This window comes from Streptomyces sp. CA-181903, from assembly GCF_050937075.1.
Classification (GTDB): domain Bacteria; phylum Actinomycetota; class Actinomycetes; order Streptomycetales; family Streptomycetaceae; genus Streptomyces.
In genome coordinates, this window is sequence record NZ_JBNJLY010000001.1 from 6709816 (window position 1) to 6735213 (window position 25398).

Sequence of the window (25398 nt, forward strand, 5' to 3'; positions counted from 1 at the left end):
TCAGGAAACACGGCTCCGGGCGCGGCCGCCGCTCATCGGCGGCGGCCGTCGGTGCAGGCTCGGCCCGGGGCGGGATCACCCCCGCCCCGGCCCCCTGGGCTCCGCCCGCCCCACGATCGTCCCCGCGCGGTCGATGCACAGGACGTCGACGGCGACGGGCGCGCCGCGCAGGACGGTCAGGGCCTCGTCGCGGGCCGTCGACGCGACGAGGTCGCCGAGGGGGACGCCGCGTGCGGCGCAGCGTTGGAGGGCGTCCAGGCCGGTGTTGGCGGAGGCGACCTGGGCCGCCAGGGTCTCGTCGGCGCCGGCTTGGCGGGCGAGGTCGGCCAGGAAGCCCTTGTCCACCTGGGAGCGGGACGAGTGCAGGTCCAGGTGGCCGGCGGCCAGTTTGGAGAGCTTGGCGAAGCCGCCCGCGATGGTCAGCCGGTCCACCGGGTGCCGGCGGATGTACTTGAGCACCGCGCCCGCGAAGTCGCCCATGTCGAGCAGCGCGTCCTCGGGCAGCCCGTGCACGGCCACCGCGACCTTCTCGGACGTCGAGCCCGTACAGCCGGCCACGTGCCGGCGGCCCGCCGCGCGGGCCACGTCGACGCCGCGGCGGATGCTGTCGATCCAGGCGGAGCAGGAGTAGGGGACGACGACGCCGGTGGTGCCGAGGATGGACAGGCCGCCGAGGATGCCCAGCCGGGGGTTCCAGGTGGAGCGGGCGATCTCCTCGCCGTGGTCGACCGAGACCTCGATCTCCACGTCGCCCGTCCCGCCGTGCCGGGCCGCGACCTCCGCCACGTGCTCGGTCATCAGCCGGCGCGGCACCGGGTTGATCGCCGGTTCTCCCACCGGCAGCGGCAGTCCCGGCCGGGTGACCGTGCCCACGCCGGGCCCCGCCCGGAAGACGACCCCGGAGCCGGGCGGCAGGAGCCGTACGGTGGCGCGGACCAGGGCGCCGTGGGTGACGTCCGGGTCGTCCCCCGCGTCCTTGACGATCGCGGCCATCGCGTGCCCGGCGGCCAGGTCTTCGGCCGCCAGCGCGAAGGCCGGTGTCTGCCCCTTGGGCAGGGTGATCGTCACCGGGTCGGGGAAGTCCCCGGTGAGCAGGGCGGTGTACGCGGCGGTGGTGGCGGCCGTCGCGCAGGCACCCGTTGTCCAGCCGTGCCGCAGCCCGGTGTGCGCGAGCTGTGCGGCGCGGCCGCCCTTGGCCGTCTCGCCGGGGGGCCCGGCCGCCGTGGTGTCGGTCATGCCGGCCACCCGCCGTAGGCTGGGCTTTTCCGTCCCGGCAGGGGGGCGGCAGCGCGAACGGAAAGGCGGCGGGTGAGCGTGAGCGCCGAGCGCCACATCCTGATCCTGGGCGGCACGACGGAGGCCCGCCGGCTCGCCGCCGAGCTGGCCGGCGAGCCGGCCCTGCGGGTCACCAGCTCGCTCGCCGGCCGCGTCGCCGCGCCGCGGCTGCCCGCGGGGCAGGTGCGGATCGGCGGTTTCGGCGGCCCGGAGGGGCTGGCCCGGTGGCTGCGCGAGCAGCACGTCGACGTGCTCATCGACGCCACGCATCCTTTCGCCGACACGATCAGTTCCAACGCGGCGAAGGCCGCCGCGGAGGTGCAGGTTCCGCTGCTGGCCGTCCGCCGGCCCGGCTGGACGGCGGGCCCGGGGGACGACTGGCGTCCGGTCGGGTCGCTGGCCGAAGCGGCGGAGGCGCTGCCCGGCCTGGGGAACCGGGTCTTCCTGACCACGGGCAGGATGGGTCTCGCCGCCTTCGCGCACCTAGAGAATATGTGGTTCCTCGTGCGCTCGGTCGACGCCCCCTCGCCCCCCATGCCGCCCCGGACCGAGATCCTGCTGGCCCGCGGGCCCTTCACGGTCGACGGCGAGCGCGAACTGCTGCGCCGGCACCGCGTCGACGTCCTGGTGACCAAGGACAGCGGCGCCACGGCCACGGCCGCCAAACTGGCCGCCGCCCGCGAGGCCGGGATCCCCGTCGTCGTGGTCCGGCGCCCGCCGCTCCCCGCGGGCGTCCCGGCGGTCGCCGCCCCGGAGGAGGCGGTGGCGTGGCTGCGGCGGACGGTGCCGGTCTGACGCGGGTACGCCGCTGAACGGGACGGGCGGGCGGGCGGACGGGGGTGCGGTGGGGCGTGGCGGGGTGGCAGTGAGCGGTTCTCTCCCTCAACGAGCCGTCCCTGTGCGTGAGTTGAGTGAGTGCGGTGATGCGTGGTGCCGCTGTTGCGCCCCGGGCGCGCGGACCCCGTCGCCCCCGTCGCCCCCCGCCCGCGTTCAACTGCGCATCCCGCGCCCCCGTCCCGGTGCGGCAGGCTGTGCGCGCATAGCGTTCCGAGTACGTCCCGCAAGCGCTCCGGGGCCGGCCCCCAGGGCCCGGCCCAGGGAGTGTCGCGACGGTGCCCACGGATCTCGCCGAATTCCACCGCTGGTTCGAGGAACGCCGCGCCGCGCACGCCTACCGCGTCACCCGGGTGCCCCTCGCGAAGCTCGACGGCTGGAACGCGGACCCGGAGACCGGCGACCTCGTCCACCGCAGCGGCCGCTTCTTCGGCGTGCACGGCCTGGACGTCCGGGTGCCCGGGCGCGCGGTGGAGGAGTGGCGGCAGCCCGTCATCAGCCAGCCGGAACACGGCGTTCTCGGCATCCTCGTCCGGGACTTCGACGGCGTCCCGCACTGCCTGCTCCAGGCGAAGATGGAGCCCGGCAACGTCAACGCCCTCCAACTGTCGCCCACCGTGCAGGCCACCCGCAGCAACTACACCCGGGTCCACCGGGGCCGAGCGGTGCCGTACCTCGACCTGTTCACCACCCTGGGCCGCGGCCGGCCGCTCGCGGACGCGCTGCAGAGCGAGCAGGGCGCCTGGTTCCTCGCCAAGCGCAACCGCAACATCGTCGTCCGGACCGTCCGGACCGACGAGGACATACCGGTCCTCGACGACTTCCGCTGGCTGAGCATGGACGAGATCGGCCGGCTGCTCGCGGTGGACGACCTCGTCAACATGGACACCCGGACCGTCCTCTCGCACCTCGCCGGCAGCGCCGGGCCCGCCGCCACCCGCTTCCACGGCCGCCCGCTGCACTCCCTCCCCGAACTGCTCAACTGGCTCACCCACCACAGGACGGCCGAACCGACCGTCCGCCGCCGCATACCGCTGCGCGAGACCACCGGCTGGCAGGTGACCGACGACGAGGTGCGCCACGTGGAGGGCCGCTACTTCCGGATCATCGGCGTCGACGTCCGGGCGGGCAGCCGGGAGGTGAGCGCGTGGTCGCAGCCACTGCTCGCCCCTGCGGCCAGGGCGTCGTCGCCTTCCTGGTGCGCGACATCGGCGGGACCCCGCACGTCCTGGTACGGGCCCGGGCGGAGGCCGGCACCCTGGACACCGCCGAGATCGGCCCCACCGTGCAGTGCGTCCCCGCCAACTACGCCCACCTGCCGGCCGACCGGCACCCGCGCCACCTCGGCACCGTGCTGGCCGCCGCCTCGGGGCCGGCGCCCGGCCGCGTCCTGTTCGACGTGGTGCAGTCCGAGGAGGGCGGCCGTTTCCACCACGCGCGCAACCGCTATCTGGCCGTCCGCGTCGACGACGACGTCCCGCTCGACCAAGGCGACGGCTTCCGCTGGGCGACCTGCGGGCAGCTCGCCGCGCTCAACCAGTACGGGGGCCTCCTCAACGTGGAGGCCCGCACGCTGCTCGCCTGCATGGGGTTCATCCCGTAGGAAGTGGACGGCTGGCCTTCCGAAACGCTTACCACCTGTTTATCGTCCGGCTGGCCCCTTGAGGGAGGACGGTGTCACACAACGAAACCCGGTATCGTCGTCGCTCATCTCCGCTGCGGCGTCGTTGAAGGCCGCGGGGGCCGCCCGACCGAAGGGACTGGTGAACGCGCTCCCCTTGAGCTCGTGACGTCCTGGTGCCGAACTCGTGGCGCACCACTCCCACACGTTGCCGCAGAGGTCGTAGACCCCGAAGGGACTGGCCCCGCTGCGGTATCGGCTTACGGGGGTTGTGCGCAGGATGTTGGAGTCGCGCACGTTGCACTTCGCGGCGGTGGCGTTGTCTCCCCAGGGGTAAGCCCGTCCCTCCGTGCCGCGTGCGGCTTTCTCCCACTGCTCGCTGGTGGGTAATGACTTGCCTGCCCACTCCGCGTACGCCGCCGCGTCGTGCCATGTGACCCAGACGACGGGGTGGTCGAATTGAGGCTCTGGGTAACCTTTATCGGCATTCCAGTGCTTGGGGCGGCGGTATCCGGTCGCTTCTACAAAGCGAGCGTAGTCGGCGTTCGTCGTCGGGAAGACGTCGATATGGAAGTCGGGCAGCCAAGTGGGGGAGCGCAACTCACCTGCCAGATAGATGCCTTCCGGTACTAGGACCATGAGTTTGCCGTCGACAGGGTGACGGCGATACTGGAGGGGGTCGGGTGACAGCAGCTTCTCGGTACGTGGGTCTCCACTCACGGCGGCCTGCTCGGTCATGAGTAAGGCGAACCGCTCTTGGGCCTCGGGTCCGGAGCGGCTGAGCAAGGTATCGAGTGCTGCCTGGTTCGATGGACGAGGGGCGATTCTCTCACCTCTCGACTCCCACAGGGACACCATTCTGTCGCTCACGCCGATTGCGACAGCGAATTCCCGGACCGTCAGCCGCTTCGCAAGGCGAAGCAGCCGTGTTTCCTTACCGGTCCAACGCATGACCCCCATAGACGCTTTCCCCTACACCGTCTCGCCGGGAAGGGCGAAGTACGCCTCGCGAAGTGCGGCCAAGGTGGCATGCTCTGTGGGCAGCTTGGTTTCATTGATGGCGCTGATCGTGCGGACACCGATCGACGTGTTCGTTGCGAATGCCGCCTGCATGCCGCGGGCCGCGTCGAGGGTTACGGGTGCGACGGTGTGCTCGTGGATCTGTTGGAGTAGGGCCATGGTGACGCCGGGCAATACGTCGGCCCGGGGCCAGACGATGGTTCCCGCCTCGTCGATAAAGGCCACGTTCCAGGTCCCGCCTTCTGAGACGTTGTCGTCCGGACCGACGAACAGCGCGTCGTCGAAGCCGGCGACCTGAGCAGCACGGCGAGCCCGAAGGGTGCCGAACAAGCCGCAGTGCTTCACCGCCGGCGTGTCACGGACGTACGGCACGGACTTGACGCGCAGCGGCGGCAGGGACGTTGAGCTGCCGGCGGGCCGACGCGTGACGAGGACCCTGGGGTTCTTCGCGTCGAGAGGGTGCCCGAGATCGGTGTCAGGGTCGAAGATCGTCACCCGCACGACGAAGGAGCCTTCGGTTCCCTCCACGGCGCGGCGGACATAGCTCCGGATCTCTTCCGGGTCGAGGTCGGTGTCGAAGACGGCTCGGCAGTCCCGGACCAGCCGTTCAAGGTGCATGCCCAGCCCCCGAATGCGCTGCTCATCGACCCGCATCGAGGTGAAGTGACCGAAGTTCGTGAGGGCGAGGACCTTCAGGGCGTCGAGGTCGGCCGACTGGCCGTTCAGCTCCATCATGCTGGGCATTCTCGCGCATCACACGTTCACGCCGCCCCTCGAACTAGCGTGTGGCGGTTGGTAACTTCAGCAGCATTTCCTTCCTTCGGGCGTCTCGCCGCCGTTGGCTATGCACAGCCGCTACCCAATGTTGTCGAGAGGCCGGAATGACCACTGAGTGGAGAGACGCCCTGCGCGGGCGGCCCAACGGCGAGGAATCCCACACGTACGCACGGGACGACGTGGGCTACCGGACTCTCGGCGGCGCGACCCTGGACGTTGGGGAGCACCTGCCCGACCCGCCGACGGGGCGTACGAACCACGGCATCGGAATCGGCGTGCTCGCTCATCGGCGGCGAAGCCCGGCAACTCAGGACGGAAGGAGAGGGCGGGAGCCACGTGTGTCCCTCACACACGCACAGGCTCCTGCCGAAGGCGGTCGGCAACCGCGGCAGCGGTGCGGCCGTGACGAGGAGGAGGGTTCTATGGCGCAACGCTCCGGAAGTGTCTTACGACGCCGGTACGACGGGTGGTTCGCTCGGAAACCGCAGACCGTTGTGGTCCAGCCGACGAGCTTCTGCAACATGGGCTGCTCCTACTGCTATCTGCGGGATCGGGGCCTGAGGAACGACATGCTGCCCGAGACGGCCGCGGCCTTGGCACAGTCCCTTGCCGACCTCGCCGGAATCGGTCATCCGCTGGGTCTCGTCTGGCACGGCGGTGAGCCCCTGACCCTCGGGACGGCGAAGCTCTCCACCTTGCTCGCTCCCTTTGAAGACCTGCGCCTGGACGGCCGCCTTCACCACTACATGCAGACGAACGCCACCCTGGTCTCGCCCGCTTGGTGTGACCTGCTGCAGGAGTTCGAGTTCCGAGTGGGCGTGAGCATCGATGGCCCGGCTGCCCTGAACACCCAACGCGTCGACCTCCGGGGCAGGCCGGCCTTCGAACGGATCATGCGTGGGATCGATCGGCTTCGGGAGCGTGACATCCCGTTCTCGGTGATCGCGGTGGTCGGCCGGGAGGGCATCAACCACCCGGAGGAACTGCTGGACTTCCTCGCCACATTGGGCTGCCACTCCATCGGCTTCAACATCGAAGAGGCCGAGGGCGTCAACACCGAGCGCACCCCACCCACCCGTGATCAGGCCGTGGAGTTCTGGCGGCGCGTGCTGTCATGGTCACGCAGTCAGAGCGGCCCGGTGGTACGGGAGCTGGAGCGGATCTCCGAATACCTCAGCCTGTCCCGGAGCGGGCGGAAGAGCGACTGGGACAGCCGTCTCCTCGACCCCATTCCCACCGTGACCTGGGACGGCAACGTCGTGTTGCTATCACCGGAACTGGCGGACACCAGCGACCCCGCCTATGGCGACTTCCTCGCCGGAAACGTACGGGAGAAGGCCATCGCGGACATGCTCAGGGAAGCCGCCCACCTGCGCTACGTCCGCGAATTCCTGACCGGCCTGGAGCGCTGCCAGGCCGAATGCGAGTTCTTCGACTTCTGCCGGGGAGCCCAGGCCGGCAACCGCTACTTCGAGAACGGCAGCCTGGACACCACCGAGACGAACTACTGCCGCGTCTCCCGGCAAGCCCTGGTCATGGCCCTGTCCACCACCGCGAAAAAGGAGCAGACCGCATGACGCTACTGGAACAGCTCGCGGCCACCGACGCCCCCGTGGTGCGCGAGCTGGTCGCCGCGTACGACCGACCGCAGAGCGGACCGATCCACGCCAAGTTCGACAACCGCCCCACCTGGGACAACTGGGCGAAGGAGCCGCCGGTGACCTTCGACAACCAGCCGACCTGGGACAACTGGAACAAGAAGAAGTAGACCCATCCCCGGTGGCACGCCCGCGGACGTGCGGGCATGCCACCGCCCGCACCCAGAAGGAAGAGCGCATGGAACCGCGCAAGGTGCGCCGCGTCAGCGTGAGCCTGCCCGCCCTCGACGAACCGGGCCTGTACCTGTCGAACGTCCAGTCCCTCGAAAGCGGCCGGGGCCGAGTCGCCGAATTCCAGTACGCCGACATCGACCTCCGCGAACTGGACCTCGCCGACACCCACCTCCTAGACGGCCGAATCCAGCGCATGAGGACCCAGCGCGCCAAACTCCACGAGGTGCGCGTCGACTCCGTGCAGTTCACGGACTGCGACCTCTCCGCCCTGAAATGGTCCGACAGCAAACTCAGCCGGGTCACCTTCAGCAACTGCAAGCTGATGGGAGCGCTCCTCGAAGAGGTAACCCTGGACAACGTCCTCTTCGAGAACTGCAAGTTCGACTACGCCACCCTCGACCGCGTCCGCGCCACCGGCCCGGTGATCTTCGCCAAGTGCACCCTGCGGGAGACCACCCTCCGGGCGTGTGACCTCACCTCGGTCGCCTTCGCATCGTGCGACCTGCGGCTCACCGAGGTCGAAGGCGGCAAGTACCGCGACTGCGACCTGCGCGGCAACGACCTGAGCACGCTACGCGGGGCAGCAGCGCTCAAGAAAATCATCATCGACCGTGCCCAGGTCGCCCAACTGGCCGAGGCCCTGGCGACCGAGCTGGAGATCACGTACGGCGATGACCTCGACGACGAATGACTGCCGTACGGGACGAGAGGGCGAGCTATGGCAGCGAGCTCGGCATTCGACTGGCGCGGACGTCTCCGGGAGCTGTGCTAGATCGTTTCTCTCCGGTTGAGCCGCGGTGAGGCGTCCCTGCACGGCCCACCCCTCACGCATGGCCGGGAATAGGGCGGGGTGGCCGACTCTTCCACTGCGCCGCCGCAAGCAGTGGTGGGAGAAGCGGTACATCAAGGACTACAGGGAGGCCCTGACATCAGCCAGACCCGCATGGCGCTCGACTCCGACGCCAAGGGCAACATGGACATCAAGATCTTTGACGTGACGAGCCCCTGCCGACAGGGGCGGATTGGGTACCGAGGCGGGGGCGGCGGCCAACCGCCGCCCCTACCGACAGGTCACCGCTCCGGATACCGCCGCGGTGTCCAGACGACGTCCGTCCCCTCGCCGGGGCCGCGCCGCACCGCCCGTGTCTGCGTCGAGCCGACGATCAGCAGGGTGCGCATGTCGACCTCCTCGGGGACGAGTTCCCCGAGCCGGACCACGCGGACGCTCTCCTCCGGGCCGCCGACGTCCCGCCCGAGCACCACCGGGGTGTCCGGCGAGCGGTGCTCCAGCAGCAGGTCGCGGGCCTTGCCGACCTGCCAGACGCGGCTGCGGGAACCGGGGTTGTACAGGGCGAGCACCAGGTCGGCCGCGGCGGCGGCGCGCAGCCGCTCCGCGATGACCTCCCACGGCTTGAGCCGGTCGGAGAGCGACACCACCGCGTAGTCGTGCCCGAGCGGCGCGCCCGCCCGGGCCGCCGCCGCGTGCGCGGCCGTCATGCCCGGCACGATCCGCACCGGGATGTCCCGGTACGGGCCCTCCGACGCGACCTCCAGGACGGCGCTGGCCATCGCGAAGACGCCCGGGTCACCCGAGGAGACGACGGCCACCCGGCGCCCCTGCCGGGCCAGGTCCAGGGCGAACTCGGCGCGCTCCGACTCCACCTTGTTGTCGGACGCGTGCCGGCGCTGCCCGGGGCGGACGGGCACCCGGTCCACGTAGGTGGTGTAACCGACGAGGTCCTGGGCGGCGGCCAGTTCGCCGCGCGCCTCCGGCGTCAGCCACCGCGGCCCGGCCGGGCCGAGGCCGACGACGACGACCTCGCCGGCCTCCCCGGCCTCGCCGATGTCCGCCGCCGCGGGCTCCTCCGCCGCCGCGGGCTCCTCCGCCGCGGCGGGGCCGGTGGCGACGGCCACCCGGCTGGGCAGCACGGCCACGGAGAAGTACGGGACGGACTCCGGGTCCACCTCCGCCACCCGCCCGGTGCGCTCGCCGGCCATCGTGGCCCGCTCCACGTACCGGGCCTCCGGCAGCCGGCCGGAGCGCTCCAGCGCGCCCCGCACGGCCGGGAAGGTGCGCCCGAGCTTCATCACCACGGCGGAGTCGGTCGACGCGAGCCGCGCGGCGAGCTCCTCCTCGGGCAGCGTGCCCGGCAGGACGGTCAGCACCTCCTCGCCCTCGACCAGCGGCTCGCCGAGCCGGGCCGCGGCGGCGCTGACGGACGTGACGCCGGGGACGACCTCGGTCGGGTAGCGGTGGGACAGCCGCTTGTGCATGTGCATGTAGGAGCTGTAGAAGAGCGGGTCGCCCTCCGCGAGCACCGCCACCGAGCGCCCGGCGTCCAGGTGCGCGGCCAGCCGTGCCGCGGCCTCCTCGTAGAACTCCTCCATCGCGCCCTTGTAGCCGCCCGGGTGGTCCGTGGTCTCCGTGGTGACCGGGTAGACCAGCGGCTCCTCGATGTGGTCGGCGCGCAGGTGCCGTTCGGCGATGGAACGCGCGATGCTTCGGCCGTGGCGGGCGCTGTGGTACGCGACGACGTCGGCCGCGGCGATGCACTCCACCGCCCGCAGGGTCATCAGCGACGGGTCGCCGGGGCCCAGCCCCACCCCGTAGAGGCGGCCGGTGGCCGGGGACTGCTGCTCGCTCACTCTTCCTCGCTCGCCATCGCGTTGATCGCGGCGGCGGCCATGGCGCTGCCGCCGCGCCGCCCGCGCACCACCAGGTACTCCAGCCCCAGCGCGTTCTCCGCCAGGGCGTCCTTCGACTCGGCCGCGCCGATGAACCCGACGGGTATGCCGAGCACCGCCGCCGGGCGCGGCGCGCCCTCGGCCACCATCTCCAGCAGCCGGAACAGCGCGGTGGGCGCGTTGCCGACGGCCACCACGGCCCCGTCCAGCCGGTCCCGCCACAACTCCAGGGCGGCGGCGCTGCGCGTCGTGCCCATCCGGGCGGCGAGCCCGGGCACGGCCGGGTCGGTGAGGGTGCACAGCACCTCGTTGCCGGCCGGCAGCCGCTTGCGGGTGACGCCGCTGGCGACCATGTTGGCGTCGCAGAGGATCGGCGCGCCCGCGAGCAGCGCCTTGCGCGCCGCGGTCACGACGTCCGGGGAGTACGCGAGGTCGCGCACCAGGTCCGTCATCCCACAGGCGTGGATCATGCGGACCGCCACCCGGGACACGTCCGGCGGCAGACCGCCGAGGTCCGCCTCGGCGCGGATGGTGGCGAAGGACTGGCGGTAGATGGACGCGCCGTCCTTGTCGTAGTCGAACACTGTGCTGCCTCTGCCTCGCTCGCTGGGCTTGCTGGCCGCGCTCACGCGCGGGTTGCGCTCACGCGCTGGTCGCGTTCACGCGCTCGGGGGACCGGCCGGCCGGGTCCGGGGGTGCGCCGGGCGGTAGGTGCCCCCGGGGGCGCGGCGGCGTGGCCGTCCTCGTCGTCATGGTCGGTACATCCATACGGTCGGTACATCTATACATCGGCCGTGCTCCGGCGGTACGCGGCCCCCGTCCTTCGTCCGCCGGACCGTCACATCGTCCCGTCGCCGTCCGGACCGGAGCGGGCGGCGGCCACCGCACCGGGCAGGCCGGACGTGGCGACGGCGACGGAGTGAACGCCGCCCTCCGCCTCCGCGCCCCCGGTCCGTACCGCCACCCGGTAGCCGTCGTCGACCGCCAGGACGTCGACCCACCGCCCGCCGGGATGTCCGCAGCGCCGCTCGCACCCCGACCAGTAGACCGGCAGGCCACCGGTGCCGCCAGGGCGCGTGCCGGTGAGTGCGGCGGTCGCGTCGGCGCGCACGTCGGCGCGCGACTTGGCGCACCCCGGGCGCCCGGCGCAGGCGCCCGCGCCGTACCAGGGGGAGGCGGCGGAGACCACCAGGCCCGCGTCCGCGAGCCCGGCGAGCCGGGCGGCGGCCGCGTCCGCGTCGGCGAGGCCGGGGACGACGACGCCCCGCCAGGGCGTCACCCGCAGTTCACCGTCGCCGGCTTCGGCGGCGGCGATCAGCAGCCGCCACTGACCGGCGGTCAGCCGGCCCAGGGGAGCGGCGACGGAGAGGGCGGTACGGCCGTGGGGTCCGGACACCGGTCCCGGTGCCGGCGCGGCGGAACGGGTCGCGGGAACGGCGGTGGGGACGGCGGTCACTCCGGCGTGGGCGAGGACGGCCGCCAGGGCGGTGACGTCCGGGCGTCGTCCGGCGGGGAGTTCCGTCACCCGCCATGCGGTGCCGTCGCGTCCGGCTTCGGTGCCGGTGAGGAAGTGCCGGGCCGCGAGCACCGCCGCCCGCGGCGCGTCGGCGGCCGGGACGCGCAGGCCCGGGCCCTCGGCGGCGTAACAGAGCACGGCCGTCCGCCCGTCCGGCTCTGCGATCAATGTCACATCGGGGATGAGCGCGGCGATGTCACCGCGGCCGTCGTCGAGGCCGAAGAGGAAACGGCCCGAGAGGGCGGTCACTTCGTCGTCCGCGCAGAGCAGGACGTCCAGTTCGCGGGACCAGGCGCCGACGTCCGCGTGCCCGGTGCCGTCCAGGCCGTGCAGGGGGGACGCGGCGATGTTCCGTACGCGCTCGTGGCGGTCGGAGGGGAGGAGGCCGGCGGCGCGGAGCCGGTCGCCGAGCTCGCCTCCGGAGCCGGCGGGCAGGGCGCGGAGCTGGATGTTGCCGCGGGAGGTGATGCCGAGGTTGCCGTCGCCCAACTCCTCGGCCAGTGCGGCGAGTTCCGCCGCCTGACGGATCGTCAGCAGCCCGGCCGGGAGGCGGACGCGGGCCAGTGCGCCGTCGTCGGCGGCGTGCAGGCGGAGGGCGCCGGGGCACGCGTCGCCGCGGGCGCGGGTCCGGTCGCGGCCGGGGGTGTGGGGGTGACGGGCATGGCGGCGAGCATACCGACGGGGTCGGGGGGTGGGTTTGCCCCGGTCCCGCCCCTTCGCCGATTCCTGGGGGCAAGCCCCCAGACCCCCTTTGTCCTCAAACGCCGGACGGGCTGACTAATCAGCCCGTCCGGCGTTTGAGGACAACCGCGCGGAGCGCGGTTTCGGGGGTGCGGGGCGCAGCCCCCCGCAGAAACGGTGAAAGGGAGGGACCGGGGCGAAACTCCCCCCTCGGCCCCGAAGCCGCAGGTCGCTACTATGGCTGATCGGCGGAGCCATCCGCCGGACGCCAGCGACGGCGCCAGGGGAGGAAGCCGGTGGAACTCCGGCACGGTCCCGCCACTGTGAGCACGGCAGCAACACCACGCACCACGCGGCCGAGCGAGTCAGGAACTCCCGCCGTCCTCCAACCGCCCGGGGCGCGGACCCCGAGGAAGGCCAGCCGCAGCATGCGCATGTTCCGGTCCCGCGCACCCCGGGCGACCCTCGACGTACTCGGGAGCGCCGCGTGATCCTTCTTCTGTCGACCTCCGACACCGACCTGCTCAGCGCCCGCGCTGCCGCCGCCCAGGGCAGCCCGGTCCCGTACCGGCTCGCCAACCCCGCCCGGCTCGCCCTCGACGAGCTGCCGGAGCTGCTGGACGGCGTCGACCTCGTCGTCGTGCGGCTCCTCGGTGGCGTCCGCGCCTGGCAGGAAGGGCTCGACCGGCTCCTGGCGGCGGAGAAGCCCGTCGTCGTCCTCACCGGCGAACAGGCCCCCGACGCGCAGCTGATGGAGCACTCCACCGTGCCCATCGGCATCGCCGCCGAGGCGCACGCCTACCTCGCCCACGGCGGGCCCGCCAACCTCGAACAGCTCGCGCGCTTCCTCTCCGACACCGTGCTGCTCACCGGCCACGGCTTCGAGCCCCCGGCCGCCGCCCCCACCTGGGGCCCGCTGGAGCGCACGCCCAAGCCCGGAGCGAGCGGCCCGACGGTCGCCGTGCTCTACTACCGCGCCCACCACATGAGCGGCAACACCGCCTTCGTGGAGGCCCTCTGCGGCGCGATCGAGGACGCCGGGGGCCGCGCGCTGCCGCTGTTCGTCGCCTCGCTGCGCGCCCCCGAGCCCGAGCTCGTCGAGGCGCTGGGCGCGGCCGACGCCGTCGTCACCACCGTCCTCGCGGCCGGCGGCACCAAGCCCGCCGCCGCGTCCGCCGGCGGCGACGACGAGTCGTGGGACGCCGGCGCGCTGGCCGCCCTCGACGTGCCCGTCCTCCAGGCGCTCTGCCTGACCGGGCCGCGCAGCGCCTGGGAGGAGAACGACGAGGGGCTCTCGCCGCTGGACGCCGCCACCCAGGTCGCCGTCCCGGAGTTCGACGGCCGCATCATCACCGTCCCGTTCTCCTTCAAGGAGGTGGACGAGGACGGTCTCCCGGCATACGTCGCCGACCTGGAGCGCGCCGCCCGCGTCGCCGGGATCGCCGTCAAGCACGCCCGGCTGCGGCACGTCCCCGCCGCCGAGAAGCGGATCGCGCTCGTCCTCTCCGCGTACCCCACCAAGCACTCCCGCATCGGCAACGCCGTCGGCCTCGACACCCCCGCCAGCGCCGTCGCCCTGCTGCGCCGGCTCCGCGAGGAGGGCTACGACTTCGGCGACGAGCCCGTGCCCGGGCTGGAGTCCGGCGACGGCGACGAGCTGATCTACGCCCTCATCGAGGCCGGCGGCCACGACCAGGAGTGGCTCACCGAGGAGCAGCTCGCCCGCAACCCCGTCCGCATCCCGGCCGCCGACTACAAGCGCTGGTACGACCGACTCCCGGCCGAGCTGCGCGAAGCCGTCGAGGAGCACTGGGGTCCCGCCCCCGGCGAGATGTTCCTGGACCGCAGCCGCAACCCCGAGGGCGACATCGTCCTCGCCGCCCTGCGCCGCGGCAACCTGCTGATCCTCATCCAGCCGCCGCGCGGCTTCGGCGAGAACCCCATCGCCATCTACCACGACCCCGACCTGCCGCCGTCGCACCACTACCTCGCCGCCTACCGATGGATCGCCGCCGCCCGCGAGGACGGCGGCTTCGGCGCGGACGCCATGGTCCACCTCGGCAAGCACGGCAACCTGGAGTGGCTGCCCGGCAAGAACGCCGGCCTGTCCGCCGCCTGCGGCCCCGACGCGGCCCTCGGCGACCTCCCGCTCGTCTACCCCTTCCTCGTCAACGACCCGGGCGAGGGCACCCAGGCCAAGCGCCGCGCCCACGCCACGCTCGTCGACCACCTCGTGCCGCCGATGGCCCGCGCCGAGTCGTACGGCGACATCACACGCCTGGAGCAGCTCCTCGACGAGTACGCGCAGATCTCCGCCATGGACCCGGCCAAGCTCCCGGCGATCCGCGCCCAGATCTGGACCCTCATCCAGGCCGCCAAGCTCGACCACGACCTCGGCCTGGAGGACCGGCCCGACGACGACGGGTTCGACGACTTCCTGCTGCACGTCGACGGCTGGCTGTGCGAGGTCAAGGACGCCCAGATCCGCGACGGCCTGCACGTCCTCGGCGGTGCCCCCACCGGCCCCGAGCGCGTCAACCTCGTCCTGTCCATCCTGCGCGCCCGGCAGATCTGGGGCGGCACCTCCGCCCTGCCCGGCCTCCGCGAGGCCCTCGGCCTGGACGAGTCCGCCGCCACCCGCACCACCGCCGACGAGGCCGAGGCGCGCGCCCGCGCCCTCGTCGAGGCCATGGAGGACGCGGACTGGGACCCCGAGGCCGTGGCCGGCGTCTGCGCCGGACTGCCCGAGGGGCAGCGCGACGGCGTCGCCGCCGTCCTCGCCTTCGCCGCCCGCGAGGTCGTCCCCCGCCTCGCCGGCACCACCGACGAGCTCGACCACGCGGTGCACGCCCTCGCCGGCGGCTTCGTCCCGGCCGGCCCGTCCGGCTCGCCGCTCCGCGGCCTCGTCAACGTCCTCCCGACCGGCCGCAACTTCTACTCGGTCGACCCCAAGGCCGTCCCCAGCCGGCTCGCCTGGGAGACGGGCCAGGCCCTGGCCGACTCCCTCCTGGAGCGCTACCGCGCCGACAACGGCGAGTGGCCCACGTCCGTCGGCCTCTCCCTGTGGGGCACGAGCGCGATGCGCACGGCGGGCGACGACGTCGCGGAGGCGCTGGCGCTGCTGGGCGTCCGGCCGGTGTGGGACGAGGCGTCCAGGCGAGTAACGGGACTCGAACCCGTGACCCTTGAGGAGCTGGGCCGGCCGCGCATCGACGTCACCCTGCGCATCAGCGGCTTCTTCCGCGACGCCTTCCCGCACGTCATCGGCCTGATGGACGACGCGGTACGGCTCGTGGCGTCCCTCGACGAGCCCGCCGAGCTCAACTTCGTCCGCGCCCATGCCCAGGCCGACCTGGCCGAGCACGGCGACGAACGCCGCGCCACCACCCGTATCTTCGGCTCCCGCCCCGGCACCTACGGCGCCGGCCTGCTCCAGCTCATCGACAGCCGCGACTGGCGCACGGACGCCGACCTCGCCGAGGTCTACACCGTGTGGGGCGGCTACGCCTACGGCCGCGGCCTGGAGGGCCGGCCGGCCCGCGCGGACATGGAGAGCGCCTACAAGCGGATCGCCGTCGCCGCGAAGAACACCGACACCCGCGAGCACGACATCGCCGACTCGGACGACTACTTCCAGTACCACGGCGGCATGGTGGCCACGGTGAAGGCGCTGCGGGGCAAGGCGCCGGAGGCGTACATCGGCGACTCCACGCGGCCGGAGACCATCCGCACCCGCACCCTCGTCGAGGAGACCTCGCGCGTCTTCCGCGCCCGGGTCGTCAACCCCCGCTGGATCGAGGCGATGCGCCGCCACGGCTACAAGGGCGCCTTCGAACTCGCCGCCACCGTCGACTACCTGTTCGGCTACGACGCCACCACCGGGGTCGTCCCCGACTGGATGTACGACAAGCTCACCCAGGCGTACGTCCTCGACCCCGAGAACCGCGCCTTCCTCCAGGAGGCCAACCCCTGGGCGCTGCACGGCATCGCCGAGCGGCTGCTGGAGGCCGAGAGCCGCGGCATGTGGGCCAAGCCCGACGCCGAGACGCTGGCCGCCCTGCGCCAGGTGTTCCTGGAGACGGAAGGCGAGCTGGAGGGCGGCGCGGACGAGGAGTAGTCCCGACGTCCGCGAAGGTCGCCGGGGTGAACGGTCGCCCCGGGACCTTCGCGGACGGGCTCCCTCATCTCGCGCCCCTGTGACGTCCGTTACATCTAAAGTCCTGTCATGGACGGAAAGAGGGAGCGGCACGACCCGGCGCTGGGCATCACCTTCACCCGGCTGGCCGGCGAGCCGTTATGGAAGCGGCTGCTCGACGAGGGGCGGACGCGCCGGCACCGGGCCGGCGAGACCCTGCTGCGCCAGGGCGACACGGGTACGCACGTGCTCGCCCTGGTCGAAGGGGTGGTCAAGGTGAGCCGGGTGGAACGGGACGGCCGGATACGGGTGTTGGCGTTCCGGGGCGCCGGCGACGTGGTCGGCGAGGCCGCGGTGCTGGAGGAGAGCGAACGGCGGCTGGCGTCCGTGTCGGCCATAGGGGACGTCACGGTCGTCGTGGTGGAAGGCCGGCGGTTCCGGTGCTTCGTCGAGCGGCACGATCTGTCGCCGGTCCTCACCCGGCACGCCCTGACCCGGCTGCGGCAGTCCGACCGCGCCCGCGGGGGCTGCTGTTCGCGGGAGCGGGTCGCCCAGGCGCTGCTCGCCCTGGCCGAGGCGGCGTACGGCGGACGGACCGGCCCCGGCACGTACTTGTCGGTCACCCGCGCCGAACTGGCCCAGTACCTCGGGGTGTCCCGCAACACCGTCAGCGCGGCCCTGCGCGGGATCGGCGACCGGGTGGTCGGCGCCGAGCGCGGCGGTGTCGTCGTCCACGACCTCGACGCCCTGCGGGCCGCGGCCGCCGTGACGGAAGGGCCGTACGCGGACGCGTGACGCTCGTCACGTTTCCTGTGCACTCATGGTGCACACCGAACGACGCGACTCCAGAAGGATCCGAGGCGAGCCCGGCACCCCTGTTCGGGGGGAACGGGGTGCCGGGTGCCACCCCAGCGGATCGTTCCGCACCGCCTCACCACCGAGGAGTCGCCCCTATGTCCGTCACGGACGCCCGCGCCACCGGCCCCGCCCCTGGAGCGTCAGCCGCGACCTGCCGCCCTACCGGGGAATCCTCGCCGTGGACGCGAAGGACTTCACCGGCCGGCCCGCCGCCGAGCACGCCTCCCTCACCACCGTCATCCCGCAGCTCCTCGGCCAGGCGTTCGTCCGCTCCGGCCTCGAACAGCTCTGGCTGGAGCGGAAGTTCGCCAACAACACCGGCGACGGCTTCGCGATGGGCTTCGACCCCGTGGCCCTGCCCAGGGTCATCCACCCCTTCCTGCACGAACTCCAGGAAGTCCTCACCGACTACAACATCCACGCCACCGCGACCGGCCGCGTCCGGCTCCGGGCCAGCCTCCACGTCGGACCGCTGCCCGACTCCGGCGCCCCCGGCGACGGCAACGGCACCCCGCGCAACGACACCCACCGGCTGCTCGACTCCCGGCCCGTCCGCGCCATCCTCGCGGCGTCCAGCGAGAGCATCACCCAGGTCGCCGCGATCCTCTCGCAGCGCGTCTTCGAGGACGCGGTCCTCTCCGGCTACACCCGCCGCCACCCGGACCAGTTCATCGAGGTGCCGGCCACCGTCGCCGGCAAGAACTTCCAGCAGCTCGCCTGGCTGTACGTGCCCGCGCCCTCCGGCAACCTCTACGACCGGCGGATCCTCGGCGAACGGCCGGAGGAAGGGGAGGAGCCGGCCGCGGCACCCCCGAACCGGGACCGGGACCGGGACCGGGCCGCGCCCGCGCCCGCGCCCGCCGCACCCCGCGACACCACCACCATCCACAGCCAGGGCAACCGCGGCTTCCTCAACAACGGCTCGGTACAAGGCGGTCAGCACGCCACCTTCGGCGCCGACCCGCGGGACGACGCACGGGGAGCGGGCCGGTGAGCGCGCCCCTCCTCGCCGACGAGTCGGAGGCTCCCGCCCCCGACGCGGCACCGCCGGAAGGCGGTCCCGCCCCCGCTCCCGATCCCGGCCCCGACCTCGGCGAACAGGCGGCCGAGGAGTTCGGCCGCCGCTTCCAGGTCGTCAACATCTGGGACAACCGCGGCTTCCTGAACATCTCCGACCTGGTCCGCGGCGGCCAGCACTACGACACCGCCGGCGACGGCGAGCCGGCCGCCCCGCGCGGCGACGGCGTCGAGCCGCGCGAGGGCGACATCCCCGCCGAGCGGACCGCCCTCGCCCTGGAGGGCTTCGCCGAACCCGCCTGGTTCCCGGACGCCCTCGCCCGGCTGCGCGCCGACCGCCTCCTCTTCCTCGCCGGACAGGACGGCACCGGCCGCCGCACCGCCGCCCTCAACCTCCTCCACCGGCAGACGGGTTGCTTCGCGCTCCGGGCCCTCGACTCCGACACCGACCTCACCACCTGGACCCCCGGCACCGCCCCGGCCCGCGGCTACCTCGCCGACGGACTCCTCGAACCGCGGCTCACCGCGCTCGACACCATCGCCCTGGACGGACTCCGCGCCCGCCTCGAACGGGCCGACGCCCGCATGGTCGTCGTCACCCCCTGCGCCCCGGCCGTCCTGGCGCACCTCGGCGACACCCTGCACACCCCGCCGGTCCGGGCCCTGCCGCCGGAGCCGCGCGCCGTCCTCGACGCCCGGCTGGCCGCCGTCCTCGGCGGGCCGGCCGACGTCGCCCCCGCGCTGGCCGCCCTGCCGCCCGGGCTGCTCGACGAGACCCTGCAACCCGGCCTGCGCCCCGCCCAGGTCGTCGAGATCGCCGCCGAGATCGTCCGGGTGGTCCGGCGGGGCGCGGACCCGGAGAGCGTCCGCGAGCACCTGAGCTTCCACGCGGCCGACCGGGCACCCCGGTTGCTCGACGCGCTGCGCGACAGCCCCGAGGACCTCGCCCTGCTGCTGGCCGCCGGCGTCTTCGAGCACTTCGACCAGACGCTGGTCGAGGAGGAGGCCGGGCGCCTGCTGCGGATCGCCGACGGGCGGCTCGGCGGCACCGTCCCCGACGCCGGCGAGGAGGCGCCGCGAGCCGTCTTCCGCCGGTCCCGCACCGAACGGCTGGAGGCGATCGGCGCGTACGTGGCCCCCGCCGAGGTGCACACCACCTCCGCCTACAGCTACCTCACCCGGCCCGTGGCGTTCACCCGGCACCTCCAGGGCCGCGCGGTCCTGGAACACGTCTGGCGCGAACACCCCGAAGCGGCCGAGCTGTTGGTGGAGTGGCTCGGCACCACGCCGTCGGAGCACGGGCGCGGCGACCGCGCCGGGTTCGTCCTCGGCCGGTGCGCCCAGTGGAGCTCCGGCCGCCGCGCGCTCGGCCCGGTCGAGGAACTGGCCGCGTCCTCCCGGCCCGCCGACTGGCGGCTGGCCGCCCGCGCCCTGGGCGCCGCCTCCACCGACCCCGTGCTCGCCACCGCCGTCAAGGCCCGGCTGCGCGGCTGGAGCCGGCAGGCGTCGGTCTCCCGGCGCTGCACCGTCGCGCTCGCCTGCGCCACCGAGTTCGGGCTGGCCCGGCCCGGGACCGCGCTCACCCTGCTGCGGACCGTCTGCGACGGGCCGCGCGACGGGACGGGCGCCGTCGCCTCGGCCGTCCGCCGGGCGCTGCTCTCGCTGTTCGCCGAACCGGCGGGCCGGGCCGCCCTGCTCGACGGGCTCGTGCCCTGGTGCCGCGCCGGCGACGCCACCCGGCAGGCCGCCTGCACCGCCACCGCCCACCTGCTGCGCGCCGCCGCCGCGGCCCGCGAACCCGCCGAGTGGTGGACCCGGCACCTGCTCGGCACCCGGGACGGCAGCCGCCCCGGCGAGGACCCGCCCGGCCTGGAACTGATCCGGTGCGCGCTCGCCGAGCCCGACACCTTCCCCGCCGTGCGCGCCGCGCTCCTGGAGTGGCAGCGCCGCGCGGCCGACGACCCCCGCCGCGCCCCCTTCGTCGAACACCTCGCCGACCGGCTGGGCGCCGCGCCGCGCGGCGGCGCGCTGCGGCTGCTCAGCGCGTTCGAGGCGGCCCGGCCGGCCCCCGGCGGCCGGCGCGCGGCCGAGGCCCTGGCCGCCTGGCGCCGGGCACTCTAGCCGCCCGATCCCGTACGACTCCGGAACACCAGCAGGAGAGAGACCGGCATGACCCTCACCCCGTACCCGGCCGCCGTGACGGACGTCCCGCCGTGGCGCCGGGGGACCCGCAGCCCCCTGCAGGAGCTCCTCCGCTTCCGCCTCGCACAGCCCGGGCAGCAGGCCCTGGTGCTGCTGGACGGCGAGGGCGGGACCGTCTGCGAGCCCGGCGGCCGCGGCTCGTTCGTCCGCGCCGCGTTCGGCGGCTACCGCGAGACGTACCTCGTCGACACCGCGCCCCGCACCGGCACCTGGGCGCTGCCGCCGGGCTGCGCGCCCGCGGCCCTCCAGGTCGCCTGGTGGGTCGCCGACCCGGCCCGCGCGGTCCTCGGCGGCGGCCCGCCGGAAGGCTGCTGGGCGGCCGTCGTCGGCCATTTGGACCGTCGCTTCCAGGCCCTGGCCGCCCGCGCCGAGACCGCCGTCGAGCAGGCGTCGGCCCAGCACCTCCTCGAACTGCTCGCCCAGCCGCAGCCGGTGGACGCCACCGGGCTGGCCTGCTGCCTCGCCGCCGCCCAGCCGGCGGCCGAGCCCCCGCGCCCGGCGGACAAGGGCGCGCCACCGCTGCTGTGGTCGCCGCAGCGCCGCGAGGAGTACGAGTTCTACCTCCAGGCCGTCCGCACCGGCCCCGACGCGCTGGCCGCGCTGTGGCTGCTGCACCGCCCGGAGGACGTGCGGCAGGTGCTGGAGTGGGTGACCGCGCACCCGCCGTCCGGCGACCGGCCCGGCGCGGACGGACGGGACGTCACCCTCGCGCTCCTCGACGGCCTCTCCGCCGAGGAGCGCGAGCAGCTCGCCAAGGCCGTCACCGAGCGCGTGCACGCCATGGCCGCCCCGGAGCCGCCGCCGTGGCAGCCCGGCGCGTGAACCGGTTGTCGGTGCCGGGCCGTAAGGTGAGGGCCTTCGACAGCGCATCCAGAGAAAGCGTGAGTGGCACCGAATGAAGCTCAAGCACGGCATCGCCATGACCGCCGTCGGCATGGCGGCGGTCCTGGGACTGTCCGCCTGCGGCAGCGACGGCAAGGACGACAAGGGGGACAAGAAGCCCGCCGGTTCCGCGCCCGCCAAGGCCGCCGAGTCCGCGCCCGCCAAGGACACGGCGTCCGGCAACGGCGTGGAGAAGCTGTCCGGCAAGGAGATATCCGACAAGGCCAAGAAGGAGCTCCAGGGCGCCACCGCGGTCCGCTTCAAGATGACGGGGACGGAGGACGGCGAGCGGATGGACGTCGACCTCGCCCTGGACAAGCAGGGCAACTGCGCGGGCACGGTCAAGACGGCCGGCACCGGCACCATCGAGGTCATCAAGCTCGGCGACCGGGTGTGGATGAAGGCCGACGAGAAGCTGTGGCGGACGAAGGCCAACCCGCAGGCGGCCGAGCTGTTCAAGGGCCGCTACGTCACCGGACCCACCAGCGAGCCCAGCCTCGGAGGCATGACCAAGGGGTGCGAGCTGACGGCGCTGCAGGCCAAGGTCGGCCAGGACGACGACGGCTCGGAGACGATCACCAAGGGAGCGCCGACCACCGTGGACGGGCAGCAGGCCGTCCCGATCAGCGCCAAGGGCACCACCATCAGCGTCGCCACCACCGGCCGCCCTTACCCGCTGAGGATCGAGGACTCCAAGGACAAGAGCGCCGTGACGCTGACGGACTGGAACAAGCCGGTCCCGGCGAAGGCGCCGCCGGCCGACCAGACCATCGACATCACCAAGCTGAAGAACCCCGGACAGCAGGGGCTGTGACCGCCGCCGGCTTAACCCGGCCCCGCCCCCGGCGGGACGGACCGAGGGCACCGGGACGCGCTCCCGGTGCCCTCCACGCGCTCCCTGACGCCCCCGCGGTGCTCCCCGCTCCCGCAACTCCCGTTTTGAGTCGGCCGCCTGTGGGTCACTAGGATCTTCGGATGATCATCACAAGACGGCTGGCGGCGGGCGCCTGCGCTCTGCTCGCCGCACTGGCCGGAGGTGTCGTGCCGGCGCAGGCCGCCGACGGGCCCTCCAAGGATTCCCCGAAGGTCGAGCTCGTACTCGACGTCAGCGGTTCGATGCGGGCCCGCGACATCGACGGCCAGTCCCGGATGGCCGCCGCCCAGCAGGCGTTCAACGAGGTCATCGACGCCACTCCGGAGAGCGTGCGGCTCGGCATCCGTACGCTGGGCGCCCACTACCCCGGGGACGACAAGGCGATCGGCTGCAAGGACAGCAAGCAGGAGTACCCCGTCGGCCGGCTGGACCGGACCGAGGCCAAGGCGGCCGTCGCCACCCTGCGCCCCACCGGCTGGACGCCCATCGGCTACGCCCTGCGCGGCGCCGACCAGGACCTCGGCGAGGACGGCGGCACCCGCCGCATCGTCCTCATCACCGATGGCGAGGACTCCTGCGGCCAGCCCGACCCGTGTGACGTGGCGCGCGAACTCGCCGCCAAGGGCACGCACTTGACCATCGACACGCTCGGCCTGGCGCACGACGACAAGACCCGCGAGCAGCTCACCTGCATCGCCGAGGCCACCGGCGGCACGTACACCACCGTGCGGCACACCAACGAGCTCTCGGGCCGCATCAAGCAGCTCGTCCGCCGCTCCGAGACACCCGCCGACGACACGCCCAAGCCCACGAAGGGCGCGGACGCCTGCTCCGCGGCGCCCGAGATCGGCGCCGGCGTGTGGACCGACCGCGAGACCTTCGGCGAGCACCGCTGGTACAAGGTCAAGGTCAAGCCCGGCCAGGAACTGCGCGCCGCCGCGAGCGTCGGCGCCGACCGGCCCGTCGACCGCGACTACGGCATCCTCGTCAGAGCCGTCGGCGACGGCGGCCAGGAGCTCGTCCGCGGCTCCGACGCCGGCAACGGGCGCACCGACGTGATGTCCTCCGGCCTGCGCTACCCCGTGAGCAAGGGCAAGAAGTCCGACAAGGACGCCGAGGGGCGCACGGTCTGCCTGGAGGTCTCGCACTCCTTCTCCGCCCCGGCCTCCGTCAAGCGCGACCCCGGCCTGCCCGTCGAGCTCGCCGTCGATCTGGTGAAATCCCCGGACAAGCCCTCCGACATGGCCGCCTTCGGCCTCGGGCGCGGCTGGGTGCTGCTCGTCGTCCTCGTCGTCACCGGCCTGGTCGCCGGTCTGCTGTGGGGCTGGCTGGCCCGCTGGCGCGTCGCGATCTGGAGAGCCAACTGATGCGTATCGCACGGACCCTGACCGCCGGGCTGCTCGCGGCCGGCGCGCTGTTCACCGTCTCCGGCGCGGCGGCGGCCGACGCCCCCGCCGGGACCAAGGGCCAGAACGGCGACCCGACCGAGGCGGGTACGTCGTTCCGTACCGCCACGGCCGTCAAGCAGGACCAGAAGGCCACCGCCAACGGTACGACCGGTGACTACCTCTACTGGCAGTTCCCGGCCGGAGCCGGACAGCGGCCGACCGCCAAGGCGACGGTCAAGCTGCCTGAGGCGAGCGCCCGGCACGGCGCCGCCACCTGGCAGCTGGACGTCTTCGACGGCCTGCGACGCCGCCAGGCGTGCGCCGAGGGCGAGCAGACGAAGCGGGTGTCCCAGCAGGACGCCACCGTCACCCTCAGCTGCACCCTGCGCGCCGTCCGCCCGTACGCCGAGCGCTGGTCGAACGACCCGCTGCCCGGCGCGTACTACATCCGCCTCACCGTCGCCGACGGGCCCGACCAGGACATGGGCCTGCCCGTGCACGCCGAGGTCGAGGCGACCGCCGAGGACGCCGGCGGCAAGTACGCCGAGGGCGGCGGGCTCGGCGCGCCGCTGCACGCCGGTGCCGTCGCGGAGCCGGAGGACGGCTGGAACGGCAGCTGGTGGTCGGACCGCTGGCTGTGGACCGTCGGCGGCGCCGTGCTCGGCGCGCTCGCGGCCATCGGCGGCTACACGCTGACGCGGCACCCGCGCCGCGCCTGACCCGCGCGCCGTGCACGTGAAGAGGCCCCCGGGGATCCGTCCCCGGGGGCCTCTCCGCGTCCTCAGCCCGCCGGCGGTTCGCCGTGCACCGCGTCGACGTACAGGTCGAGCAGGTCCTCGGTGAAGTAGGAGCTGTAGGAGATGTCCGGGGTGTCACCACCCGTGTGGTAGCCGCCGATCACGCCGATCAGCGTGTACCCGCCCGCCGCGCCGCGGATCAGGAACGGCCCGCCCGAGGTGCCGCCGACGTACCCGGCGCAGGCGATCTCCAGGAAGTCGCCGGGGGCCTTGGGGTCCGTACTCGTGTAACGGCGGGTGCCGGAGCGGCAGTCGAGGGGCTTGGGGTACTTGGCGTCGCTGTTGCCCGGGTAGCCGATCAGCCGGACGTCGGAGTGCCGGTAACCGGGGTGGAAGGCGAGGTCGAAGCCGCCCGTCACGCGCTCCACCGGGGTGCCGTCCGCGCGGTCGCCCAGCCGGACGACGGTGTAGTCCCAGCGGGCGCCGCCGTCCGTCCCCAGGTCGTAGTAGCGCTGGTCGATGTAGATCGCCTCGACCGGGAAGACGCCGTGCGGCTTGAGCCCGTCGTGGTACTGCGGCACGAACGACAGCCGCCGCTTGGGGTCCGGCCGGCGCAGGCAGTGCGCCGCGCTCACCACCAGGTTGCGGTACGGGCTGCGGACCACCGTCCCGCCGCAGAACCGGCCCTGGCCCTGGCCGTCGGTCCAGAAGAAGGTGCCCACCTGGGGCAGTCCGTCGAAGGGGTGGCTCGGGGGGACGGGCGCCCTGCGGGCGTCGGGGGCTTCGGGGGTGCCGGGAGCGGTCGCCGCGCGGCGCGCGGCCTCGGCGGGGAGAGCGGAGGCCATCCGGTCGACGGTCCAGTAGGCGTCGGCCGCGGCGGCCAGGGCGCGTTGTCCGGGGTCGGCGGCGGCGCGGCCGCCGGGGGAGAGGGCCGTGAGGCCGAGGAGGAGTGCTGCGAGAGCGGTTGCGGCGAGGGGTCTGCGCATGGGCGGGTTCCTCTCCGGTGCGCGGGGGCACATACGAGGTGAGCGTGTCATCCTCCACCCGGCGGGAGGGGTGTGGCG

At 73.6% G+C, this 25398-nt stretch carries 19 protein-coding genes, 1 pseudogene and 1 riboswitch; of the genes and pseudogenes, 13 read left to right on the forward strand and 7 right to left on the reverse strand.

Going from position 1 to position 25398, the window contains the following annotated elements:
- Positions 1-75: 75 nt before the first annotated feature.
- A complete protein-coding gene (locus ACQEVS_RS29770) occupies positions 76-1236 on the reverse strand; it encodes a cobalt-precorrin-5B (C(1))-methyltransferase (protein ID WP_433025640.1) in 1161 nt (386 codons plus the stop codon).
- A gap of 72 nt (positions 1237-1308) precedes the next feature.
- Between ACQEVS_RS29770 and ACQEVS_RS29775 the strand changes: the two genes are divergently transcribed.
- Positions 1309-2070, forward strand: a complete 762-nt coding sequence (locus tag ACQEVS_RS29775) for a cobalt-precorrin-6A reductase (RefSeq protein ID WP_433025643.1) — start codon at positions 1309-1311, stop codon at positions 2068-2070.
- A 392-nt stretch (positions 2071-2462) separates the two neighbouring features.
- Positions 2463-3712, forward strand: a pseudogene (locus ACQEVS_RS29780) (NDP-hexose 2,3-dehydratase family protein).
- Positions 3713-3751: 39 nt separating this feature from the next.
- Here ACQEVS_RS29780 and ACQEVS_RS29785 read toward each other — a convergent pair.
- Together ACQEVS_RS29785 and ACQEVS_RS29790 are read right to left on the reverse strand one after the other, a co-directional pair.
- Positions 3752-4468: a formylglycine-generating enzyme family protein gene (locus ACQEVS_RS29785; RefSeq protein WP_433025646.1), complete on the reverse strand. Its 717-nt coding sequence runs from the start codon at positions 4466-4468 to the stop codon at positions 3752-3754.
- A gap of 234 nt (positions 4469-4702) precedes the next feature.
- Positions 4703-5485, reverse strand: a complete 783-nt coding sequence (locus ACQEVS_RS29790; RefSeq protein ID WP_433025649.1) for an aminotransferase class IV family protein — start codon at positions 5483-5485, stop codon at positions 4703-4705.
- A gap of 464 nt (positions 5486-5949) precedes the next feature.
- On the opposite strand from ACQEVS_RS29790, the gene amcB reads away from it, so the two are divergent.
- The 3 genes from amcB (at position 5950) to ACQEVS_RS29805 (ending at position 8050) form a co-directional block, all read left to right on the forward strand.
- The gene (gene amcB / locus ACQEVS_RS29795; protein ID WP_433025652.1) at positions 5950-7104 is read left to right on the forward strand and encodes a cyclophane-forming radical SAM peptide maturase AmcB; all 1155 of its coding nucleotides are present in this window, start codon (positions 5950-5952) and stop codon (positions 7102-7104) included.
- Positions 7101-7295, forward strand: coding sequence for a multiple cyclophane-containing RiPP AmcA (amcA, locus tag ACQEVS_RS29800; protein WP_433025655.1), 195 nt, complete (start codon positions 7101-7103; stop codon positions 7293-7295). The genes amcB and amcA overlap by 4 nt, the downstream gene beginning before the upstream one ends.
- 68 nt (positions 7296-7363) lie before the next feature.
- Positions 7364-8050, forward strand: a complete 687-nt coding sequence (locus ACQEVS_RS29805; RefSeq protein WP_433025658.1) for a pentapeptide repeat-containing protein — start codon at positions 7364-7366, stop codon at positions 8048-8050.
- Between the two features lie 380 nt (positions 8051-8430).
- On the opposite strand, the gene ACQEVS_RS29810 is transcribed toward ACQEVS_RS29805, so the two are convergent.
- The 3 genes from ACQEVS_RS29810 to ACQEVS_RS29820 all read right to left on the reverse strand — a co-directional run bounded on the left by ACQEVS_RS29810 (position 8431) and on the right by ACQEVS_RS29820 (position 12304).
- Positions 8431-10005: a precorrin-2 C(20)-methyltransferase gene (locus ACQEVS_RS29810; RefSeq protein WP_433025661.1), complete on the reverse strand. Its 1575-nt coding sequence runs from the start codon at positions 10003-10005 to the stop codon at positions 8431-8433.
- Complete coding sequence (locus tag ACQEVS_RS29815) at positions 10002-10628, reverse strand: precorrin-8X methylmutase (RefSeq protein WP_433028012.1); 627 nt, start codon at positions 10626-10628, stop codon at positions 10002-10004. Before ACQEVS_RS29815 ends, ACQEVS_RS29810 begins: the two co-directional genes overlap by 4 nt.
- 254 nt (positions 10629-10882) lie before the next feature.
- Positions 10883-12304, reverse strand: coding sequence for a cobalamin biosynthesis protein CobG (locus tag ACQEVS_RS29820; RefSeq protein WP_433028015.1), 1422 nt, complete (start codon positions 12302-12304; stop codon positions 10883-10885).
- 223 nt (positions 12305-12527) lie between these two features.
- A riboswitch (cobalamin riboswitch) is annotated at positions 12528-12616 on the forward strand.
- Between the two features lie 112 nt (positions 12617-12728).
- Here ACQEVS_RS29820 and cobN point away from each other — a divergent pair.
- The 8 genes from cobN to ACQEVS_RS29860 all read left to right on the forward strand — a co-directional run bounded on the left by cobN (position 12729) and on the right by ACQEVS_RS29860 (position 24316).
- Positions 12729-16358, forward strand: coding sequence for a cobaltochelatase subunit CobN (gene cobN / locus ACQEVS_RS29825; RefSeq protein WP_433025664.1), 3630 nt, complete (start codon positions 12729-12731; stop codon positions 16356-16358).
- 108 nt (positions 16359-16466) lie between these two features.
- Positions 16467-17171, forward strand: a complete 705-nt coding sequence (locus ACQEVS_RS29830) for a Crp/Fnr family transcriptional regulator (RefSeq protein WP_433025667.1) — start codon at positions 16467-16469, stop codon at positions 17169-17171.
- Positions 17172-17412: 241 nt separating this feature from the next.
- Entirely contained in the window at positions 17413-18228 is an 816-nt protein-coding gene (locus ACQEVS_RS29835) for a hypothetical protein (protein WP_433025670.1), read from the forward strand.
- Positions 18225-20372 carry a hypothetical protein gene (locus tag ACQEVS_RS29840; RefSeq protein WP_433025673.1) on the forward strand — a complete coding sequence of 716 codons (2148 nt, stop codon included), beginning with the start codon at positions 18225-18227 and terminating at the stop codon, positions 20370-20372. The genes ACQEVS_RS29835 and ACQEVS_RS29840 overlap by 4 nt, the downstream gene beginning before the upstream one ends.
- 48 nt (positions 20373-20420) lie before the next feature.
- Entirely contained in the window at positions 20421-21275 is an 855-nt protein-coding gene (locus ACQEVS_RS29845; protein ID WP_433025676.1) for a hypothetical protein, read from the forward strand.
- A 73-nt stretch (positions 21276-21348) separates the two neighbouring features.
- Positions 21349-22149, forward strand: a complete 801-nt coding sequence (locus ACQEVS_RS29850) for a hypothetical protein (RefSeq protein WP_433025679.1) — start codon at positions 21349-21351, stop codon at positions 22147-22149.
- A gap of 161 nt (positions 22150-22310) precedes the next feature.
- Complete coding sequence (locus ACQEVS_RS29855; RefSeq protein ID WP_433025682.1) at positions 22311-23576, forward strand: VWA domain-containing protein; 1266 nt, start codon at positions 22311-22313, stop codon at positions 23574-23576.
- Positions 23576-24316 (forward strand): hypothetical protein, encoded by a 741-nt coding sequence (locus ACQEVS_RS29860; protein WP_433025685.1) that lies wholly within the window; start codon positions 23576-23578, stop codon positions 24314-24316. Before ACQEVS_RS29855 ends, ACQEVS_RS29860 begins: the two co-directional genes overlap by 1 nt.
- Positions 24317-24378: 62 nt before the next feature.
- Here the strand turns inward: ACQEVS_RS29860 and ACQEVS_RS29865 are convergent, their stop codons facing one another.
- Entirely contained in the window at positions 24379-25320 is a 942-nt protein-coding gene (locus tag ACQEVS_RS29865; protein ID WP_433025688.1) for a trypsin-like peptidase domain-containing protein, read from the reverse strand.
- Positions 25321-25398: the final 78 nt, after the last annotated feature.

Excerpts from the sequence above, each read along its gene's own strand:
- amcB (WP_433025652.1), top strand. The coding sequence starts at position 5,950 with ATGGCGCAACGCTCCGGAAGTGTCTTACGACGCCGGTACGACGGGTGG.
- ACQEVS_RS29865 (WP_433025688.1), bottom strand. The coding sequence starts at position 25,320 with ATGCGCAGACCCCTCGCCGCAACCGCTCTCGCAGCACTCCTCCTCGGC.
- ACQEVS_RS29785 (WP_433025646.1), bottom strand. The coding sequence starts at position 4,468 with ATGACCGAGCAGGCCGCCGTGAGTGGAGACCCACGTACCGAGAAGCTG.
- ACQEVS_RS29805 (WP_433025658.1), top strand. The coding sequence starts at position 7,364 with ATGGAACCGCGCAAGGTGCGCCGCGTCAGCGTGAGCCTGCCCGCCCTC.
- ACQEVS_RS29860 (WP_433025685.1), top strand. The coding sequence starts at position 23,576 with ATGCGTATCGCACGGACCCTGACCGCCGGGCTGCTCGCGGCCGGCGCG.
- ACQEVS_RS29770 (WP_433025640.1), bottom strand. The coding sequence starts at position 1,236 with ATGACCGACACCACGGCGGCCGGGCCCCCCGGCGAGACGGCCAAGGGC.
- ACQEVS_RS29830 (WP_433025667.1), top strand. The coding sequence starts at position 16,467 with ATGGACGGAAAGAGGGAGCGGCACGACCCGGCGCTGGGCATCACCTTC.
- ACQEVS_RS29850 (WP_433025679.1), top strand. The coding sequence starts at position 21,349 with ATGAAGCTCAAGCACGGCATCGCCATGACCGCCGTCGGCATGGCGGCG.
- amcA (WP_433025655.1), top strand. The coding sequence starts at position 7,101 with ATGACGCTACTGGAACAGCTCGCGGCCACCGACGCCCCCGTGGTGCGC.
- ACQEVS_RS29845 (WP_433025676.1), top strand. The coding sequence starts at position 20,421 with ATGACCCTCACCCCGTACCCGGCCGCCGTGACGGACGTCCCGCCGTGG.
- ACQEVS_RS29790 (WP_433025649.1), bottom strand. The coding sequence starts at position 5,485 with ATGATGGAGCTGAACGGCCAGTCGGCCGACCTCGACGCCCTGAAGGTC.
- ACQEVS_RS29855 (WP_433025682.1), top strand. The coding sequence starts at position 22,311 with ATGATCATCACAAGACGGCTGGCGGCGGGCGCCTGCGCTCTGCTCGCC.